The following is a 2,170-nucleotide window of genomic DNA, read 5'->3' on the forward strand; positions in this document are numbered from 1 at the left end:
TTACCTTTTCCGCCGTCTTTGAAATGGACGACGAAGGGCAAATCAAGAAAGAATGGTTCGGTCGAACCGTGATCTACTCCGACCGACGATTTGCCTACGAAGAAGCGCAGGAGCGCATCGACACTCAAAAGGGTAACTTTGCCGAAGAAATTATCCAGCTAAATAAGCTCGCCAAGAAAATTCGCGATGAGCGGTTTAGTCAGGGTGCCATTAGCTTTGAGACCACCGAGGTACGCTTCCGACTGGATGAAGACGGTACTCCGGTAGAGGTGATTCCCAAAGTGCGGGTCGATGCGCATAAGTTGATTGAAGAATTTATGCTACTGGCCAATAAACGAGTGGCGGAGTTTGTCTATCACTACCAGAATAAAAAAGAAAAGAACACTTTCATCTACCGGGTGCACGACTACCCGAATATAGAAAAGGTTGCTGATTTTGCTCAGTTTGCCCAGCGGTTTGGCTATAAGCTGCACACCACCGACGATAAGATCTCTAACTCCATCAATGAGCTGATGCTGGCGGTAGAGGGGAAGCCGGAACAGGATATTTTGCAGTCGATCGCGATCCGTACCATGGCGAAAGCGATTTACACCACCGAAGCCAAGGGGCACTTTGGCTTGGCCTTTAAACATTATTCGCACTTCACCTCCCCCATTCGCCGCTACCCCGATGTAATGACCCATCGCCTGTTGGCGCACTACTTAAGCGGTGGAAAATCACCGGAAGCCGAGCCGTACGAGAAGTTGTGTGAGCACTCGTCGGAACGGGAGAAGCGCGCCGCCGATGCCGAGCGGGCCTCTATCAAGTACAAGCAAGTGGAATACATGGCGAAGCGCGAACAGCAGGAATTTGATGGTATTGTATCGGGCGTAACCGAGTGGGGCGTGTACGTAGAGATGGTACAGAGCAAATGCGAAGGCATGGTACGCATGGCCGATATGAACGATGACTACTACGAGTACGATGCCCAGAACTTCCGGGTGATTGGTCGCCGCCGGAAACGCATCATCGCGCTAGGCGACAAGGTAAAAGTCAAAGTAATCAATACCGACCTCGACCGGAGAACGATTGACCTAGAATTCGTGAAATAATAAATAGCTGGGAGTAGGAAGTTTAGAGCTTAGGGTTTATGCACTCCTGCCCCACGCGCCCAGCTCCCAGCCATTCGTTAGTTGTTTTTCAACAGCGTGCTGCGGTAGACTTCACCATCGGCTACTACCCGCAAGAAATACGCCCCGGGCTTTAGTCCTAGCGCACTAAGATCTACTGCTTGCTGACGTTCTTTTATGACTCGGTGTAGCACATTACCACTAAAGTCCGTAATCTCGACGGTTATCTGGGCCTTTTCACTCTCAAAGCTTACCGTTAGTTGCTCCTCAAGCGGAACCGGATAAGCGGTCATCTCCCCTACCTGAAGTACTTCTTGACGAGCTACGGCAGTATTGGAACCGCTTCCCTGATTCGTCAGTAGCACGACCCAGTCTTGATTAGTACTATTGGGTGGGTTACCTACCGAGACACTACCAGTAGCCGTCACACTAGCCACCGAACCGGTTTGTAGATTGCCACCACTGCGGGGGTTGTACCAGCGCACATCATAATCTGCGCCGTTGCTACCCAGATTAACACTTACTGAACCGCCATTTTCCAGATAGATCGCGTAAACTTCACCGGTTTTCGCTAGACACCAGCCGTTATTGACGAGGCTATTGTTAGGCTGCATTTCCCAGAAAGGAATACGCTGCTGGAAAAATTGCAACGCGTAGCGAGTATAGTCCCACATCAGGTCTCGGCTGCGGTAATCTTGCAGGGTTAAGTCCGATTGTGGTAAACGGTAGCCGTAGTAGTACTCCACTCCGGCACCCCCGGCCATCAGATTGCCCCATAAAGTTTTCTTCCGGATATCATCCTGAGTAACATTTACCGTATTCCCGTTATTGTCTTTACCATTATAGGTGTTCCCAGTAATGGGATCGGTGTAGCCCAAATCGGGGGGCACACCGATGTTGGCACTTCCCTGCTCATCGTTGGCCACTACCCAGGGTTTTCCGGCGGCCAGTGACTCTTCCACCCACTTTTTAGTATCGCGGTACACGTTGGAGTAACCGGTTTGAATCGATGCTCCGGTTAATAATGACTGATTGCCTAGCAAAGGATCGTACACCTCGTC

Annotated in this window: 2 protein-coding genes; one reads left to right on the forward strand and one right to left on the reverse strand. The window is 50.6% G+C overall.

Annotated elements, in window-relative coordinates:
• Window positions 1-1,091: ribonuclease R family protein (locus WBA23_RS08485; RefSeq protein WP_424581843.1), on the forward strand; the 1,091-nt coding region annotated here is incomplete at its 5' end.
• A 77-nt stretch (window positions 1,092-1,168) separates the two neighbouring features.
• Here WBA23_RS08485 and WBA23_RS08490 read toward each other — a convergent pair.
• Window positions 1,169-2,170, reverse strand: a 1,002-nt coding sequence (locus WBA23_RS08490; RefSeq protein ID WP_424581844.1) for a putative collagen-binding domain-containing protein, incomplete at its 5' end; no start/stop codon positions are given.

Origin of the sequence: Tunicatimonas sp., from assembly GCF_049647865.1 — a bacterium.
In the GTDB taxonomy this organism is placed as follows: domain Bacteria; phylum Bacteroidota; class Bacteroidia; order Cytophagales; family Cyclobacteriaceae; genus Tunicatimonas.